Origin of the sequence: Stutzerimonas kunmingensis, assembly GCF_002929225.1 — a bacterium.
Lineage (GTDB): Bacteria > Pseudomonadota > Gammaproteobacteria > Pseudomonadales > Pseudomonadaceae > Stutzerimonas.
This window is the reverse complement of record NZ_PISM01000022.1, coordinates 405,259-420,704: the sequence shown is the minus strand read 5'-3', so window position 1 is coordinate 420,704 and position 15,446 is coordinate 405,259. Positions and strand designations below refer to the sequence as shown.

Here is a 15,446-nt window from a genome sequence, read left to right as displayed (position 1 = left end):
AACGCTTTTGATTGATACCAGGAACGGATCAATGTTCGAACTCGCCCAACTGCGATGCTTTACCACCTTGGCCAGCGAACTGAATTTCCGTCGCGCGGCCGAGCGCCTGAACATGACCCAGCCGCCGCTGAGCCGGCAGATCCAGTTGCTGGAACACCAGCTCGGCGTCGCGCTGTTCACCCGCAGCACGCGTTCTGTGGCGCTCACCGCCGCCGGTCGCGCCTTCTTCGTCGAGGCCCAGGCCCTGCTCGACCAGGCCCACCGCGCCGCACAGGGTGCCCGGCTGGCTGCACTGGGCGAGAGCGGCTCGCTGACCATCAGCTTCGTTGCCAGCGCGGTCTACGACTTCCTGCCGCGCGCCATCACCCAAGTGCGCCGGGAACGGCCAGGGGTGGCCATCAACCTGCTGGAGACCACCACCTTCGAACAACTGCAGGCTCTGCGCGCGCGTCGGGTCGACCTGGCGGTGGTGCGCGAGCCGTTGCAGCAGCCGGGACTGGTCAGTGAATGCCTGCTGCGCGAGCCTTTCGTGCTGGCCACGCCGGCCGGCCATCCACTGGCGCAGCATCCGGCGCCGACCCTGGAAATGCTCCACGGCGAGCCGTTCATCCTCTATGCCCATGGCGCCTGGCAGCCGTTCAACGAGCTGCACACCGGGCTGTTCCGCGCCAGCGGTATCCAGCCCGAATTCGTCCAGTCGCTGGGCTCGACGCTGACCATCCTCTCGCTGGTCAACGCTGGCCTCGGCATGGCGCTGGTGCCGCGCGGGGCCAGTGCGATCCGCTTCCAGCAGGTACGCTTTCGCGAGCTGCCACTGCCGGCGGGCATCTGCGCCGAGCTGCACCTGGCCTGGCGCGACGACAACGATAACCCGGCGCTGGAGGCGGTGCGCAATGCCGTGCGTCAGGCGGCCCGCGATATCGCCCGAGACCTGCCGCCAATCCAGCTCCAACACCATGGGATGGGCTGCTGACGGCCGATTTTGTTGAAAAAGTCGGCTTCTGAGAGAGCTGCTTTTCGGTAGATCAAAAATCGCTGGATTTTGGCGTTGCTACGTAAAAACCAAGACAGCTCCGTCTTCTGAGCGAACCAGATTTCAACGTCGACCACGCTTTTTCGCGGGCCAAAATTGCGGCGGGACTTTTTCAACCGAATCGGCCACGAGTTGACGTTCAAATGGTCGACCAGAGCCGGGGCTATTCAGGCTGTGACGAATGCACTGCTCGACGCTAAAGCAAGGACCAAGAGTGCAGAAAAAAGCCTTCGCAGCCCGCCCTAAGCCAGCAGTCTCTCGCTGCTTGTTGCGTCCACCGCCGCATCCAACTCAGCCCCAGCCAAATGCTTTGCATAGTGCTCCATCAGCTCCGACTCCCAAGAAGCGACCTCGTCCAATATGCCTGCCGCCTCATCTTCCGTCAGTGCAAAATGCTCATGCTGGCTAAGCAGGTTGGCTCGACTTAGGAGAATACCGTTGATACCAACTTCCATCGCCAGCCTCTGCGCAGGCCCCTCTCCCAGTACGGGAAGAACGTCATACATGGGCGAGAGGCGCCAAGCGCCTTCCTGCCAGATCACTGCGTGGTTGCGAGGATGATCGTCACTGTTGCCGACCAGAGCGTTGTAGGCCATTCGCCTGTAGAGCGCCTGCCTATCAGAATCCGGCGCGCCTCTGCGGTACAGCTCATCGGCGAGCGCCGCGTAGATCCACCCGTTGTTGCGCTGCACCTGCCATTCGGCATCGAGAAGAGTTAAGCCACTCATCATCGGAATGCGGCGAAACCTTGCATCATTCTCTGACCATTCTCGGTCGAATCGCTCCACCAGCAACGTGTTGCCTCTTTCACTTTGATCGAGTGCCGTCCGGGCAACATTCATCCCCTTGGTAGCCGCAAAAGTCATGCAGGCATACTCGAATTTCGGCAGGTCGTAGTGATCAAATTTGTCGCGTGGCTTGGCAAGAATCAGCTTGTGATCAAAGCGGTACGTGCGCTTGGGCCTGGCACCACCAACAGCTGAGCGCTGGTCCCGTATTCTTAATGCCTCCAGCTGCTCAGCGCTCAGCTGGCTGTCATAAATCGCAGCGCAAATATCTATGAAATGATCGAGCCCTTTGGCTTCAAGCATTTTCACAGGCCTTTCGCCTATTCCCGGCCTCGGTGTGCGATCTTCGCCAGCCATGATGTTTCCGGCGCGATCTTCGTTAGGAGATAACAGCAGGAGCTGGATCGGAGTGAGCTCGCCCTTTCGGGTGCGGCGCAACAGGCGTTCTCCCCAGCCATCTGGCATCGCATCATCAATGAAGCCGGGAACGCCGCCATTCTTATGTACCTGAATGGGTCGAGTGGAGAGCGGATACCGTATCGGATCAGGCACCCAACGCTTGGCTTCCACGATCTCCGGCGCATAGACGAAGGTTCCCGTGCGACCAGCAAGGGTCAGCCTGCCCAGCGTCACAGTCTCACCCGTTTCCGGACATTCCATGTAGATGTAAGCGCGCGACATTAGAAGTCCTCCGCGTTGCTGCGCGGCAGCCTGACGCGCTTGGTCGCATTGGTTTCCAAAGCGTCGAGATCAAACGCTGGGTCATCGATCAGCGCCTGGAAAACCCGGTCAGAAATCCCAACGGTGAACAACGCGAGCATGAAGTCGTGCAGCGAAACACCTTCAGCCTTGCCCCCCTCAATGTGACGAACAGCTCGGAGAGAAATCCCAGCCCGCTCTGCAAGGTCAGCCTGGCGCAGCCCCATGCGCAGACGCGCCTCCTTCACCAGAAGGCCTATACGGTAAAGCAGAGAGGTACTTTGAACAGGGAAAAAGCCTTTCATAAGGTTACACCAAGCGACATCCTATGAAGGATAAGATACTACCAATCGCATACTACGTAACCTTGAAAGAATATTAAAAAGTCATTTCATAGCATCTTAAATACGATAAGACGTCATGAATAGATATCTTATTACGGCGAACAAAACCGGCACGGCAGATCACTCTCGGATTCTGGGCGGTAAATCTGTCCAGTTCGGCACCATTCCAGCCAGATAAGCCTTCTGCTGCGACCTGCAGCTTCTAGCCGTCGGCAGCCGGTCACACTGCAAAATCAGAATCGGACATAGCCACCCATAGCATCGGTGATGACTGGCGAGGCGCAGCGTCGACAGGCCGAAGCCTTCATTGCCGCGCAATCGACTGCTCGCGCGAATCTGTACCGCCCGATCCGACGCCAACTGCGCTGTTCCGTCGCGGCAACACCCCCTAATCTGGCTGGCTGGACGTTGAATGACATCGATCCAGCGCTGCCATCTGGAGGATTCGTGCATGACTGACGCAGAAAGCGAGCTGCATCATTTCGACCGACGCATGGTCTGGGCCGGTTTTCGCCAGCTCGCGCCGATTTCCATCTTCGTCACCTTGTTCGGCGCCGCCTTCGGCCTTGCCGCGGTGCAGACCGGGCTGGACGATTCGGTGATCCTGGCGATGAGCGCTCTGGTGTTCGCCGGCGCCTCGCAGTTCGCCGCGCTGGAACTTTGGGGCACGCAGGTGCCGCTGTTCACCCTGATGGTCACGGTGTTTGCCATCAACGCCCGCCACCTGCTGATGGGCGCCACACTCTATCCCTGGTTGCGCCAGCTGCCACCGGGCAGGCGCTACGGGGTGATGCTGATCGCGTCGGACGCCAACTGGGCGATGGCCATGCAGGCCTTTAACCGCAACCGCCCGGGCTTCGGCCTGCTGCTCGGTGGCGGCCTGGCGCTCTGGTCGTTCTGGGTGGTCGGCAGTTGGCTGGGCATCCATTTCGGCAGTGCGGTCAGCGACCCGAAGCGCCTGGGGCTGGACATGGTGATGGGCTGCTTTCTGCTGGCCATGGTGGTGGGCGGCGAAAAGAACCTGCGCATACTGGTGATCTGGAGCGTTGCCGCCGGCGCCTCTCTGCTCGCCTTCCGTTACCTGCCGGAGAACAGCCACGTGGTGGTGGGTGCCCTCGCCGGTGGCGCGACCGGGCTGCTGTGGAAGGAGAAAGCGCGTGAATCTTGATGCGACGGGCGCAGGCGCGCTGACCGTGGTGCTGGTCATGGCACTGGTGACCCTGGCGACGCGCTGGGGCGGCGTGTTCGTCATGGCCTTCGTGCCCATCAGCGACCGAGTCCGCCAGTTCATCACCGCAATGTCCGGTTCAGTACTGGTGGCGATCGTCGCGCCGATGGCCTTGCAGGGTGATGCTGGCGCGCGACTGGCGCTGCTAGCCACGGCAGTGACCATGCTGGCGCTGAAAAAGCCGCTGCCAGCGATTGCCGCCGGTATCCTTGCCGCGGCGCTGGTCAGGCAATTCTGAGCCGCAGCGGCCGATCACGGCCGCTCAGGACACCGAGTTCGGCAGCCTCCATAGCAGTCGTTACCGTGTGCACCAGCAGCGCGCCGGCATTGTGCTGGCCGCGCACCGACCTCGTTGCGCACTCCATTTTCGAACAGTCATCATACAACTATCGAAAATATTGCTGGCAGCGCCCCGCTTTTATCAATCTTGGGCGCCGCTCCTCTGGAGCCCTCTGTCACAGCGCTTTAGCTTGGACAACACAACGGAAGTGACGCTGAGAAGCAACATATGTCATCAAATACGACTTTAACCGTGTTGACATTCATGCGGCTAGATGCTGATATTTGACACATGTCATATGACAACAGATGACTCAAGAACAATAACGACAGGCACCCCGATGACTACCACTCCCAATCCCACGCTTGGCCGTCTTCTGCTCACCGGAGCGGCAGGCGGCCTTGGCAAGGTCTTACGCGAAAAGCTGCAGCCCTACGCCCGCATCATCCGACTGTCCGATATCGCGCCGATGGCCCCGGCAGCCGGCGAGCATGAGGAAGTCGTGCCCTGCGACCTCGCCGACAAGGCGGCCGTGCATGCCCTGTGCGAAGGCGTCGATGCCATCGCCCATTTCGGCGGCGTCTCCGTCGAGCGACCGTTCGAAGAAATCCTCGACGCCAATATCCGCGGCACCTTCCACATCTACGAAGCGGCCCGCCTGCACGGCATCAAGCGTGTGGTTTTCGCCAGTTCCAACCACGTGATCGGCTTCTACCCGCAGACCGAAACCCTGGATGCCTACGCACCACGCCGCCCGGATGGCTACTACGGCCTGTCCAAGTCCTACGGCGAGGATATGGCGAATTTCTATTACGACCGCTACGGCATCGAGACCGTCAGCATCCGCATCGGCTCCTCGTTTCCCGAGCCGGCCAATCGCCGGATGATGAGCACCTGGCTCAGTTTCCGCGACCTCACCGAGCTGATGCGCTGCGCGCTGTTCACGCCAGCGGTCGGTCATACCGTGGTCTACGGCATGTCCGCCAACCGTGACGTGTGGTGGGACAACCACCTGGCCGCACACCTGGGCTTCAGCGCGCAGGACAGCTCCGAAGCGTTCCGCGACAAGGTCGAGCAGCAGCCACCGTACAGCGCTGACGACCCGGCTGGCATCTACCAGGGCGGCGCCTTCGTCGCGGCCGGCCCCTTCGACTGATCGATCACCTTCGCCCGCGTACAAAAACAAAGAGAAACGCAATGGCCAGTGAAGCTGAACTCATCGCCGACCTGCGCTGCGCCACCGGCGAAAGCCCGGTCTGGGTCGCTGCCGAACAGGCGCTGTATTGGGTCGACATCCCCAACCGCGACCTGCTGCGCTGGAGCGCTGCCGACGGCCAGGTTTCCCGCTGGCAGGGCGAGCAGATGCTGGCCTGCATCGCGCGCCACGGCGATGGCTGGGTGGCCGGCATGGAGAGCGGCTTCTTCGCCCTGCAGACGCGCCCGGACGGCCGACTCGACAGCCGCGCGCTGGCGGCCATCGAGCACCAGTTGGCCGATATGCGCATGAACGATGGCCGCTGCGATCGCCAGGGACGTTTCTGGGCCGGCAGCATGGCGCTGGACATGGCCGCCGGGCACCCGGTCGGCGCGCTCTACCGGCTGGATCGCGATGCCAACGATGCGCCGCTGCGGCCGCAGCTCGACGGTTTTATCGTGCCCAACGGCCTGGCCTTCAGCCCGGACGGGCGAACCATGTACCTGTCCGATTCGCACCCCAGCGTGCAGAAGATCTGGGCCTTCGATTACGACACGGACAGCGGCACGCCGACCGGCCGACGCCTGTTCGTCGACATGCTCGACCACCCCGGCCGACCCGACGGAGCCGCGGTGGATGCCGACGGCTGCTACTGGATCTGCGGCAACGACGCCGGGCTGATCCACCGTTTCACCCCGGATGGCCGCCTGGACCGCTCGCTCGCGGTACCGGTGAAGAAACCGACCATGTGTGCTTTCGGCGGCGCGCGCCTGGACACCCTGTTCGTCACCTCGATCCGCCCCGGCGGCGATCTGAGCGACCAGCCGCTGGCCGGTGGCGTCTTCGCCCTGAACCCAGGCGTCACCGGACTGGAGGAACCCGCCTTCAACTGACTCACCAGGGAAGGGCCGCTGCGTGCCCAACCTCGCTTCTCGCAACGCTGCACACCAACAAAAACAAGATGGAGAGTGTCATGAACCTCAAACGCAAGTTGCTCGTTACCGCCCTACCCTTCGCCTTCTGCGTCAGCGGGCTGGCACATGCCATGACGCTGAAGATTGCCGAGATCCACCCGGCCGGCTACCCCACGGTGGTCGCGCAGGAGAACATGGGCAAGAAGATCGCCGAAGCCACCAAGAGCGAACTGGATTACCGCATGTTCGCCGGCGGTGTTCTCGGCTCGGAAAAGGAAGTGGTCGAGCAGGTGCAGCTCGGCGCGGTACAGATGACCCGCGTCAGCCTCGGCACCCTCGGACCGGTGGTCCCGGACGTCAACGTGTTCAACATGCCGTTCGTGTTCCGCGACCATGAACACATGCGCAAGGTCATCGATGGCGACATCGGCCAGGAGATCCTCGACAAGATCACCAACTCCGAATTCAACATGGTCGGCCTGGCCTGGATGGACGGCGGCGTGCGCAACCTCTACACCAAGGAGCCGGTACGCAGTCTGGAAGACCTCAAGGGCATGAAGATCCGCGTGATCGGCAACCCGATGTTCATCGAAACCTTCAACGCCCTGGGCGCCAGCGGTATCGCCATGGACACCGGCGAGATCTTCAGCGCATTGCAGAGCGGCGTGATCGACGGTGCCGAGAACAACCCGCCGACCATGCTCGAGCACAACCACTTCCGCAACGCCAAGTACTACAGCCTGACCGGCCATCTGATCCTGCCCGAGCCGATCGTGATCTCCAAGACCACCTGGAACAAGCTCAGCGCCGAACAGCAGGACCTGGTGAAGAAGTTCGCCAAGGAAGCGCAGTTCGAAGAGCGCAAGTTGTGGGACGAGAAGTCCGCCGTCAGCGAAGCCAAACTCAAGGAAGCCGGGGTCGAGTTCATCGAAATCGACAAGAAACCCTTCTTCGACGCCACCGCGCCGATCCGCGAGAAGTACGGCGCGCCCTACGCCGAACTGATCAAGCGCATCGAAGCCGTTCAGTAATCCTCGTGCAAGCGCATCGCGGCGGCCGGTGCCGTCGCGATGCAACCGGTGGACTCTCATGAAAAACCTGGTTCTGGGCGTCAATGACGCCATCTATCGCACCTGCGTCATCGTCGCGGCCACGGCGATCGTGATCATGGCGACGATCATCCCGTGGGGCGTGTTCAGCCGTTACGCACTGGGCCAGGGCCTCGGCTGGCCCGAGCCCATCGCCATCCTGCTGATGGTGCTGTTCACCTTCGTCGGCGCCGCCGCCAGCTACCGCGCCGGCGCACACATGGCCGTACAGGTACTCAGCGATCGCCTGCCGCCGCTGGCCCAGCCCTTCATCATCCTGTTCGTGCGCCTGGCCATGGCGGCCATCAGCCTGTTCATGCTGATCTGGGGCTACAAGCTGTGCGTTGCCACCTGGAACCAGTACCTGAGCACCCTGCCCTGGATGCGCGTCGGTTTCAGCTATGCGCCGATTCCACTGGGCGGCTTCATCACCCTGCTGTTCGTCATCGAGCAACTGCTGTACGGCGACCAGAGCAAGCGCCGTGTCGTCGACTACGAAGCCCGCGAAGAGTCCAAGGAGTCCGTGTAATGGATGCCGTCGTCCTGTTGGGCAGTTTCATCGTCCTTATCCTGCTACGCGTTCCGGTAGCCTACTCCCTCGGCCTGGCCACTCTGGTCGGTGCCTGGTGGATCGATATTCCCCTGCACGCCGTGATGATCCAGATCGCCGGCGGCGTGAACAACTTCTCCCTGCTGGCCATTCCGTTCTTCGTCCTGGCCGGCGCGATCATGGCCGAAGGCGGCATGGCCCGCCGCCTGGTCGCCTTCGCCGGGGTGCTGGTCGGCTTCGTCCGCGGCGGCCTGTCACTGGTCAATATCACCGCCTCGACCTTTTTCGGCGCCATCTCCGGCTCGTCCCTGGCGGACACGGCCTCGGTCGGCTCGGTGCTGATCCCGGAAATGGAAAAGAAAGGCTACCCGCGGGAGTTCTCCACCGCGGTGACCATCTCCGGTTCGGTGCAGGCACTCTTGACTCCACCCAGTCACAACTCGGTGATCTACTCGCTGGCGGCCGGCGGCACCGTGTCGATCTCCGCGCTGTTCGTCGCCGGCATCGGCCCGGGCCTGCTGCTCAGCACTGCCATGGCCGCGCTCTGCCTGCTGTTCGCCCGCAAGCGCAACTACCCCAAGGGCGAAGTGGTGCCGCTGCGTCAGGCGCTGAATATCTGCGTCGAGGCGCTCTGGGGCCTGATGACCATGGTGATCATCCTCGGCGGCATACTCTCCGGCGTGTTCACCGCCACCGAGTCCGCCGCGGTGGCGGTGGTCTGGGCCTTCTTCGTCACCATGTTCATCTACCGCGACTACAAGTGGCGCGAGCTGCCGAAGATGCTGCACCGCACGGTGCGCACGCTTTCCATCGTGATGATCCTGATCGCCTTCGCCGCCAGCTTCGGCTACATCATGACGTTGATGCAGATCCCATCGAAGATCACCACTGCGTTCCTGACCCTGTCGGACAACCGCTACGTGATCCTCATGTGCGTCAACCTGATGCTGCTGGTGCTGGGCACGCTGATGGACATGGCGCCGCTGATCCTGATCCTCACGCCGATCCTGCTGCCGGTGGTGACGTCGTTCGGCGTCGACCCGGTGCACTTCGGCATGATCATGCTGGTCAATCTGGGGATCGGCCTGATTACCCCGCCGGTCGGTGCGGTACTCTTCGTCGGTGCCGCCATCGGCAAGGTCACCATCGAGAACACGGTGAAGGCGCTGCTGCCGTTCTACGCCGCGCTGTTCGCCGTGCTGATGGCGGTGACCTATATCCCGATGATCTCGCTGTGGCTGCCGAGCGTAGTGCTCTGATCCAGCTCACGATCTGCTGCGCGTCGGCCCTCCTGCGTTAAAAACAGGCTCGGAATGCTCATTTACAAAAGTAAACTCCGCTTCCTCGCCTGTTTTTGCCTTGTAGGGCTCTAGCTCGCAAGATCTCACACACTGCCTGCTTCGCTGCATCGTTTGCCGAGATACTCGCCCAAGCAAAGCCGCCTTGTGGGCAGCGCCTCGTTTAAGGACGTATCGCCCTGCCATGTTAGCCACGCCATTTCCGCGCCACATCGCTGTACTGGTCCTGGCCACGCTGGCCTGTTCGTTCGCGGCCAACCACATCGCCGCGCGTATCGCCTTCGATCACGGCACCGGCCTGCTGCTGGCCATGCTCTGCCGCGCCGGGGTGACCCTGCTGGTGCTGGGCGCGCTGGTGTTCTGGCGGCGCGAATCGCTGCGCCTGAGTCCGGCCACCTGGCGCTGGCAGATCCTCCTGGGTCTGCTGATCGCGGTGCAGAGCTTCTGCATCTATTCGGCGGTGGCGCGCATTCCGGTGGCGCTGGCGCTGCTAGTGGTGAACCTGTCACCGATCCTCCTGGCGTTGCTCACCTGGGCAGTGGGCGGGCCGCGGCCGACCCGCGTGGCGCTTGCGATCATGGGCCTGATCCTGTTCGGCCTGGTGCTGGTGCTGGATGTACCCGCGCGCCTGATGAGTAACGAGGCGACGGATGAACAATGGACCGCCGGGATCCTGTTCAGCCTGACCGCCGCCGCGGTGTTTGCGGTGGCGCTGTGGGTCACCGAGCACAAGCTGTCGAGCATGGCCGGCTCGGTGCGCAGCATGCTGACGCTGATCGTGGTATTTACCGCCTCCGCGCTGCTCGGCGCCAGCGACCTGATTCCGGGTGGTCTGGGCCTGCCCAATGCAACTGCCGGCTGGATCGCCCTCGCCTGCCTGGTGCTGCTTTACGGCGCGGCGTTCTCGACGCTGTTCATCTGCATGCCGCGGCTGAACATCGCGCGCAATGCGCCGGTGATGAACATGGAGCCGGTGGCCGGCATGGTGCTCGGCTGGCTGATCCTCGGGCAGGTACTCGGGGCCATGCAAGTGCTCGGCGGCCTGATCGTGGTCGGCGGTATCGTCCTGCTGGCCTACCGCCGCTAGGGCTGTCGACGTACCCGGCGCTAGCTGCGCCGGGGCGGCGATCAGTTCTGCAGCACTTCCGCTTCGGCGCTTTCGTGGGCCTGGCGCAGCCGCTCGCGGCTGTTGGTCAGGTGCAGCCGCATGGCCGCCCGCGCGGATTCCGGGTCCTGGCGCTCGATGGCCTCGTAGATCTGCTCGTGCTCGCGGCCCAGGCGCGCCTGGTAATGCTGCTGGTCGTCATGGGCCAGCCGCGCGGAATTGACCCGGCTGCGCGGGATCAGCGTGGTGCCCAGGTGGCTCATGATGTCGGTGAAGTAGCGGTTGCCGGTGGCTTCGGCGATCTGCAGATGGAACTGGAAATCCGAGGACACCGCATCGCTGGAGTGCGCCGCACTCTGGTTGAGCTGATCAAGAAAGGCGCGCATGGCCGCCAGCTGCTCGGGCGAGCGGCGCTGCGCGGCCAACCCGGCCGATTCCACTTCCAGGCTGATGCGCAATTCCAGAATAGCCAGCAGGTCGCGCAGGGTGCCGATGGTCGCCGGGTCGATGCGCAGCCCGGTGGTGCTCGGCGTATCCAGCACGAAGGTGCCGATGCCGTGCCGCGTTTCCACCAGCCCCGAGGCCTGCAGGCGCGAGATCGCCTCGCGCACCACCGTGCGACTCACACCCTGCGTCTGCATGATGGCGGACTCGGTCGGCAGCTTGTCGCCGCGCTTCAACATGCCGTCGCGGATCTGCTGCGACAGTTCGGCGACCAGCTCCTGGGCGAGGCTGCGATGTTTGCGACGGGCGCGTGGCTGGGCGCTCTGGTTATCCATGGACGGCGATCTCTGAGAAGCGGAAGCAACCGTCATCATAGCCCAGCAGTTGTACGATAACTATTGATCCATTGCATTTGTAGGGAGATTGCGCGCAACCATCGCGCCAGATGTCCTAGGCCGGCGGGCGACAGTGGCCGGCCCGGCAGCGGTTGGCCTGATGGCTGGGGTCCTGCTGCATGAGCTTGCGCGTGACGCCGTTGGTCCAGCCGAAGCCGTCCTGCAGGGGATATTCGCCGCCTTTGGCGTGCTCGGTACAGGGCCGCAGCACGTATTTCTCCACCAGCTTGTTCTCGCGCTCGAACAGGTGGCTGACAATGGTCAGCCAGCGCTCCTCGATGTCCAGCGCCAGCGCGTCATGGCCGTAGTGCTGCAGGCCGCGAATGGCGATCCACTGCAGCGGCGCCCAGCCATTGGGGCGATCCCACTGCTCGCCGCTGCCACTGATCTCGGTAGTGGCCAGCCCACCCGGAGCCAGCAGGCGGGCGCGCACGGTTGCCGCGACCGCTGCCGCCTGCTCGGCACTGGCCATGCGCACGAACAGCGGCGCCAGGGTCGCGGCGGTGAGGTTGTCGCGTTGCCGGCCGCGCCGCCAGTCATAGTCGAAGTAGGCGCCGGCGCGTGGATTCCACAGGTAGTGGTCGATCGCTGCCAGGCGAATTTCGGCGCGCCGGGCAAAACTCTCGGCACAGGCCTGCTGGCCCTTCACCGCCGACAGCTCGGCGATCTGCCGCTCGAGCTTGTAGAGCAACGCATTGAGGTCGATGGGCAGGATGCTGGTGGTGCGGATGGTCGCCAGCCGGTGCGCATCGTCCAGCCAGCGTGAGCTGAAGTCCCAGCCCGATTCGGCACCGGCGCGCAGGTCACGATAAACCTCGTGCCGCGGCCGGCAACTGGCGCGGGCGGTCTCGACGTCTTCGCGATAGGACTCCTCGCGCGGCGTATCGCGCTCGTCCCAGTAACGGTTGAGCACCACGCCGTCGGCCAGGCAGACGCAGCGCCGGTGCCGCTCACCGGGGCGCAACGCATCGGCACCCTCCATCCAGAAGGCATATTCCTTGTGCAGCTGCGGCAGGTAATCGCTGGCCCGGTACACGCCATTTTCCTCGAACAGCTCGGTCATCAGGGCGAACACCGGCGGCTGCGAGCGGCCGAGGTAGTAGGTTCGGTTGCCATTGGGCACATGGCCGTAGGTGTCGATCAGGTAGGCGAAGTTGTCCGCCATCGAACGCAGCAGATCGCAGTGCCCGCTCTCGTCCAGGCCGAGCATGGTGAAGTAGGAATCCCAGTAATACAGCTCGGTGAAGCGCCCGCCTGGCACCACATACGGGTGCGGCAGTGGCAGCAGCGAGGAATGCTCCGGATGGTCCTGCGGCTGCCGGGTGAGCACCGGCCAGAGCCGGTCGATGTGTTCGGCCAGGCTGTCGTCGGGGTTGGCGACGAATTCCCTGACCGGCATCTCGTAAAGGCTGAAGTACTCGTGGACGAAGGCGCCGAGATCGAAGCCGGGCTCATTGCAGCGGGCGCGGTATGCCTCGAGGATGACTTCGGGATGGCGCCGCGGCGCGCAGTCGACGAAGGTCTTGCTGTCGGGAAAGATGCGCTGCATCTGCACTGCGACGAACAGCTCCTGATAGCGATCGGCGGGGCTTAGGGTATCGGCCAGCGAGATGGCGCTGACGTCATGGCTGAACGGCTTGTACGACTGGCTACTGGTCATTGTTCGCTGTAATTCCATAGCAGGCCGCCATCGACCACCAGGGTAGTCCCGGTGATGTATTCGGCATCCGGTGAGGCGAGAAAGGCGACGACCCCAGCGACATCGTGAGGCCGCCCAAGGCGCCCGGCCGGGATGTTCTGCAGCAGGCTGGCAAGCTTCTCCGGCTGGTTCATCAGTTCGCGGTTGATCGGCGTTTTCACCGCACCTGGCGCCACGTTATTAACGGTGATGCCGAGTGGCGCAAGCTCGATGGCGATATTGCGCATGAGCATCTTCAGCCCGCCCTTGCTCGCGCAGTAGGCGGTGAAGTTGGGGTGCGGCAGCTCTTCGTGCACCGAGCTATTGTTGATGATGCGCCCACCACGGCCCTGCTCACGCAGATGACGGGCAAATGCCTGGGCGAGAAAGAACGGCCCGCGCAGGTTGACCTCGAGTACCCGGTCGTAGTCGTCCTCCTCGGCGTCGAGAAATGCGGCGTGCGCCTGCACACCGGCGTTGTTCACCAGGATATCCAGGCGGCCCATGCGCTCGACGCTCTCGCGCACCAGCCGCTGGCATTGCTCGACCTGGCTGACGTCCGCGGCGATGAAGCAGACCCGCCGCCCCACGGCGCGTACTTGCTCGAGGCTCGCACGGGCCTCGTCATCTTCCTCGCGACCGTTGATGACCACGTCGGCCCCCTCCTCGGCCAGGCGCACGGCGATGCCGAGGCCGATGCCGTGAGTACTGCCGGTGACCAGAGCCACCTGATTCTGCAAGCGCATTGCGACCTCCGTACGCACGTCGCCTGAACGCGACGCCGTTTCGATTGGCGATGCAGATGAGACGGAGCGAGCCTTCGCGCGTTCCCTCATCCGTCGGATCGGCGCAGCTGGTCGCGCCGTGGCTTTACGTTAGCCGCCTAATCTTTCTCTCCTCCGGACAAAGGCGCAAAATGGCCGGCTCTCCGCTGCTCGTCGAAGGACGTCATGGCTACCGCCAATCTGCGCAAGGGTTATCTGCTGGGGCTGGCCACGTTCAGCATCTGGGGCATGTTCCCGCTCTACTTCAAGGCACTCGAGCAGTACGGCGCGCTGGAGATCGTTACCCAGCGGGTAATCTGGTCGGCGGTGTTCGGTTCGCTGGTGCTGCTGGTCTGGCGCCACCCCGGCTGGTGGCGCGAACTGCTGGCACATCCGCGACGGCTTGGCGTGCTCGGCATCTCCAGCGTGCTGATCGCCGCCAACTGGCTGATCTACGTCTGGGCGGTGAACCACGACCGGATGGTCGAAGCCAGCCTGGGCTACTACATCAATCCGCTGGTCAACGTGCTGCTCGGCATGATCGTGCTGCGCGAGCGGCTGCGCCCGCTGCAGTGGCTGGCGGTGGCGATGGCCACCGTCGGTGTCAGCCTGCAGCTGCTGATGCTCGGCGAATTCCCGTGGATTTCCATCGTGCTGGCGCTGAGCTTCGGCAGCTACGGTCTGCTACGCAAGCTGGCACCGGTGGCCGCGTTGCCCGGGCTGGTGGTGGAAACCTGGATGTTGTTGCCGGTAGCGCTGGTCTGGCTGTTCTGGTTCAGCAGCGGCACGAGTACGGAACCTGCGTTCTGGACCAGCACCGACGCGCTCTGGCTGATGGCCGCAGGCCCGGTGACGCTGATCCCGCTGCTCGGCTTCAACGCCGCCGCGCGCCACCTGCCGTACTCGACGCTGGGCTTTTTGCAGTACCTGACGCCGACGCTGCTGCTGATCCTCGCCGTGCAGTTGTTCGGCGAGCCGTTCCCGGTCGATCGACAATTGGCCTTCTTCTGCATCTGGGCCGGGCTTGCGGTGTACAGCTTGGACGCCTGGCGCATCATGCGCAAAAGCGCCGGCTGAAAATGCCGGCGAACGACTAGGATTTCTCTGTCGGCTGCAGCTTGAGTTCAACCATCAAGTCGTCGGCCAGGGTTTCCAGGCGCTGCTGGAGCACTTCCAGCGACAGTTCGCTCGGCACGGCCAGGCGCACCTCGGCACGGAACAGCAGCTCGCTGCTCATCGGCGCCGGCAGCACCTCGGTATCCAGGCTTTCCAGATTCACCCCATGCTCGGCGAGCAGACGGGTGATGTCGCGGACGATGCCCGGGCGGTCGTTGCCGACCAGCTCCAGCTGAATTTCCTGCCAGCTCGCCGCTGGCTCCGTGCCGCTGTGCGCCAGCAGGACGCGAATGCCCTGCGCCTCAAGCCCCTGCAACGCGGCGGTCAGCTCGGCATGCGCCTGCTGCGGCACGGCCACGCGCAGGATGCCGGCAAACTGTCCGGCCATGCGCGACATCCGGCTCTCCAGCCAGTTGCCGCCGTGATCGGCGATGCACTTTGCCAGTCGTTCGACCAGACCTGGCTGATCTTCGGCAATGACGGTAAGAGCGAGGTGATCCATGGACGGCTCCTGTGCTGGGAATTCG

The 15,446-nt window shown here is 63.4% G+C and carries 16 protein-coding genes; 10 read left to right on the top strand and 6 right to left on the bottom strand.

Going from position 1 to position 15,446, the window contains the following annotated elements:
• Window positions 1-31: 31 nt before the first annotated feature.
• Window positions 32-973 carry a LysR family transcriptional regulator gene (locus CW305_RS21195; protein WP_104098878.1) on the top strand — a complete coding sequence of 314 codons (942 nt, stop codon included), beginning with the start codon at window positions 32-34 and terminating at the stop codon, window positions 971-973.
• Window positions 974-1,275: 302 nt separating this feature from the next.
• On the opposite strand, the gene CW305_RS21190 is transcribed toward CW305_RS21195, so the two are convergent.
• Both CW305_RS21190 and CW305_RS21185 read right to left on the bottom strand, forming a co-directional pair.
• Entirely contained in the window at window positions 1,276-2,502 is a 1,227-nt protein-coding gene (locus CW305_RS21190; RefSeq protein ID WP_104098877.1) for a type II toxin-antitoxin system HipA family toxin, read from the bottom strand.
• The gene (locus tag CW305_RS21185) at window positions 2,502-2,825 is read right to left on the bottom strand and encodes a helix-turn-helix domain-containing protein (RefSeq protein WP_104098876.1); all 324 of its coding nucleotides are present in this window, start codon (window positions 2,823-2,825) and stop codon (window positions 2,502-2,504) included. The genes CW305_RS21190 and CW305_RS21185 overlap by 1 nt, the downstream gene beginning before the upstream one ends.
• A 490-nt stretch (window positions 2,826-3,315) precedes the next feature.
• On the opposite strand from CW305_RS21185, the gene CW305_RS21180 reads away from it, so the two are divergent.
• The 8 genes from CW305_RS21180 to CW305_RS21145 all read left to right on the top strand — a co-directional run bounded on the left by CW305_RS21180 (window position 3,316) and on the right by CW305_RS21145 (window position 10,504).
• Window positions 3,316-4,032 (top strand): AzlC family ABC transporter permease, encoded by a 717-nt coding sequence (locus CW305_RS21180; RefSeq protein WP_104098875.1) that lies wholly within the window; start codon window positions 3,316-3,318, stop codon window positions 4,030-4,032.
• A complete protein-coding gene (locus tag CW305_RS21175; RefSeq protein WP_104098874.1) occupies window positions 4,022-4,330 on the top strand; it encodes an AzlD family protein in 309 nt (102 codons plus the stop codon). The genes CW305_RS21180 and CW305_RS21175 overlap by 11 nt, the downstream gene beginning before the upstream one ends.
• A 382-nt stretch (window positions 4,331-4,712) precedes the next feature.
• Window positions 4,713-5,528: an NAD-dependent epimerase/dehydratase family protein gene (locus CW305_RS21170; protein ID WP_104098873.1), complete on the top strand. Its 816-nt coding sequence runs from the start codon at window positions 4,713-4,715 to the stop codon at window positions 5,526-5,528.
• A 41-nt stretch (window positions 5,529-5,569) separates the two neighbouring features.
• Complete coding sequence (locus CW305_RS21165) at window positions 5,570-6,460, top strand: SMP-30/gluconolactonase/LRE family protein (protein WP_104098872.1); 891 nt, start codon at window positions 5,570-5,572, stop codon at window positions 6,458-6,460.
• An 80-nt stretch (window positions 6,461-6,540) separates the two neighbouring features.
• Window positions 6,541-7,512, top strand: a complete 972-nt coding sequence (locus tag CW305_RS21160) for a TRAP transporter substrate-binding protein (RefSeq protein ID WP_104098871.1) — start codon at window positions 6,541-6,543, stop codon at window positions 7,510-7,512.
• Window positions 7,513-7,570: 58 nt separating this feature from the next.
• A complete protein-coding gene (locus CW305_RS21155; protein ID WP_041015650.1) occupies window positions 7,571-8,098 on the top strand; it encodes a TRAP transporter small permease in 528 nt (175 codons plus the stop codon).
• Window positions 8,098-9,378: a TRAP transporter large permease gene (locus CW305_RS21150; RefSeq protein ID WP_104098870.1), complete on the top strand. Its 1,281-nt coding sequence runs from the start codon at window positions 8,098-8,100 to the stop codon at window positions 9,376-9,378. The genes CW305_RS21155 and CW305_RS21150 overlap by 1 nt, the downstream gene beginning before the upstream one ends.
• Before the next feature lie 223 nt (window positions 9,379-9,601).
• The gene (locus CW305_RS21145; RefSeq protein ID WP_104098869.1) at window positions 9,602-10,504 is read left to right on the top strand and encodes an EamA family transporter; all 903 of its coding nucleotides are present in this window, start codon (window positions 9,602-9,604) and stop codon (window positions 10,502-10,504) included.
• Window positions 10,505-10,545: 41 nt separating this feature from the next.
• On the opposite strand, the gene CW305_RS21140 is transcribed toward CW305_RS21145, so the two are convergent.
• The 3 genes from CW305_RS21140 to CW305_RS21130 all read right to left on the bottom strand — a co-directional run bounded on the left by CW305_RS21140 (window position 10,546) and on the right by CW305_RS21130 (window position 13,785).
• Window positions 10,546-11,301 carry a FadR/GntR family transcriptional regulator gene (locus tag CW305_RS21140; protein WP_014818809.1) on the bottom strand — a complete coding sequence of 252 codons (756 nt, stop codon included), beginning with the start codon at window positions 11,299-11,301 and terminating at the stop codon, window positions 10,546-10,548.
• Between the two features lie 115 nt (window positions 11,302-11,416).
• On the bottom strand, window positions 11,417-13,021 hold the full coding sequence (gene treF / locus CW305_RS21135) for an alpha,alpha-trehalase TreF (RefSeq protein WP_104098868.1): 1,605 nt from the start codon (window positions 13,019-13,021) through the stop codon (window positions 11,417-11,419).
• Window positions 13,018-13,785, bottom strand: a complete 768-nt coding sequence (locus tag CW305_RS21130; protein WP_104098867.1) for an SDR family NAD(P)-dependent oxidoreductase — start codon at window positions 13,783-13,785, stop codon at window positions 13,018-13,020. Before CW305_RS21130 ends, treF begins: the two co-directional genes overlap by 4 nt.
• A gap of 204 nt (window positions 13,786-13,989) precedes the next feature.
• On the opposite strand from CW305_RS21130, the gene rarD reads away from it, so the two are divergent.
• A complete protein-coding gene (gene rarD / locus CW305_RS21125; RefSeq protein ID WP_044314341.1) occupies window positions 13,990-14,880 on the top strand; it encodes an EamA family transporter RarD in 891 nt (296 codons plus the stop codon).
• Window positions 14,881-14,896: 16 nt separating this feature from the next.
• Here rarD and CW305_RS21120 read toward each other — a convergent pair whose 3' ends face one another.
• On the bottom strand, window positions 14,897-15,421 hold the full coding sequence (locus CW305_RS21120; RefSeq protein WP_104098866.1) for a glycine cleavage system transcriptional repressor: 525 nt from the start codon (window positions 15,419-15,421) through the stop codon (window positions 14,897-14,899).
• Window positions 15,422-15,446: the final 25 nt, after the last annotated feature.

Excerpts from the sequence above, each read along its gene's own strand:
- CW305_RS21195 (WP_104098878.1), top strand. The coding sequence starts at position 32 with ATGTTCGAACTCGCCCAACTGCGATGCTTTACCACCTTGGCCAGCGAA.
- CW305_RS21190 (WP_104098877.1), bottom strand. The coding sequence starts at position 2,502 with ATGTCGCGCGCTTACATCTACATGGAATGTCCGGAAACGGGTGAGACT.
- CW305_RS21185 (WP_104098876.1), bottom strand. The coding sequence starts at position 2,825 with ATGAAAGGCTTTTTCCCTGTTCAAAGTACCTCTCTGCTTTACCGTATA.
- CW305_RS21180 (WP_104098875.1), top strand. The coding sequence starts at position 3,316 with ATGACTGACGCAGAAAGCGAGCTGCATCATTTCGACCGACGCATGGTC.
- CW305_RS21170 (WP_104098873.1), top strand. The coding sequence starts at position 4,713 with ATGACTACCACTCCCAATCCCACGCTTGGCCGTCTTCTGCTCACCGGA.
- CW305_RS21165 (WP_104098872.1), top strand. The coding sequence starts at position 5,570 with ATGGCCAGTGAAGCTGAACTCATCGCCGACCTGCGCTGCGCCACCGGC.
- CW305_RS21160 (WP_104098871.1), top strand. The coding sequence starts at position 6,541 with ATGAACCTCAAACGCAAGTTGCTCGTTACCGCCCTACCCTTCGCCTTC.
- CW305_RS21155 (WP_041015650.1), top strand. The coding sequence starts at position 7,571 with ATGAAAAACCTGGTTCTGGGCGTCAATGACGCCATCTATCGCACCTGC.
- CW305_RS21150 (WP_104098870.1), top strand. The coding sequence starts at position 8,098 with ATGGATGCCGTCGTCCTGTTGGGCAGTTTCATCGTCCTTATCCTGCTA.
- CW305_RS21145 (WP_104098869.1), top strand. The coding sequence starts at position 9,602 with ATGTTAGCCACGCCATTTCCGCGCCACATCGCTGTACTGGTCCTGGCC.
- CW305_RS21140 (WP_014818809.1), bottom strand. The coding sequence starts at position 11,301 with ATGGATAACCAGAGCGCCCAGCCACGCGCCCGTCGCAAACATCGCAGC.
- treF (WP_104098868.1), bottom strand. The coding sequence starts at position 13,021 with ATGACCAGTAGCCAGTCGTACAAGCCGTTCAGCCATGACGTCAGCGCC.
- CW305_RS21130 (WP_104098867.1), bottom strand. The coding sequence starts at position 13,785 with ATGCGCTTGCAGAATCAGGTGGCTCTGGTCACCGGCAGTACTCACGGC.
- rarD (WP_044314341.1), top strand. The coding sequence starts at position 13,990 with ATGGCTACCGCCAATCTGCGCAAGGGTTATCTGCTGGGGCTGGCCACG.
- CW305_RS21120 (WP_104098866.1), bottom strand. The coding sequence starts at position 15,421 with ATGGATCACCTCGCTCTTACCGTCATTGCCGAAGATCAGCCAGGTCTG.